Annotated in this window: 1 pseudogene; it reads right to left on the bottom strand. The window is 65.8% G+C overall.

What is annotated here, in order from left to right:
• Nucleotides 1-103: 103 nt before the first annotated feature.
• Nucleotides 104-219: pseudogene (locus tag AF337_RS44850) on the bottom strand (sugar phosphate isomerase/epimerase); the annotation flags it as partial.

A 219-nucleotide genomic window follows, 5' to 3' on the forward strand; every position in this document is an offset into this window, starting at 1 on the left:
CTGAGGTTTGATGTTCACCCGGGCATGGCGGAGATGAGGGCTCCCCTGGCCAACATTCCCGGGTTGTTCCAACATGTGCGCCCGAGCGCCATCACGGATGAGATCAACGGCCGCGGGACGCGATCTTTTCCTCCAATGTCTTCAGGGCGGCGCGCGCAACGTCGTAGGCGCTGTCGACGCCCGCTTCCCACGCGTCCTCGCCGGGCCGCCAGAAGCGTC

This window comes from Rhizobium ecuadorense, from assembly GCF_001187535.1.
GTDB classification, from domain to species: Bacteria; Pseudomonadota; Alphaproteobacteria; order Rhizobiales; family Rhizobiaceae; genus Rhizobium; species Rhizobium ecuadorense.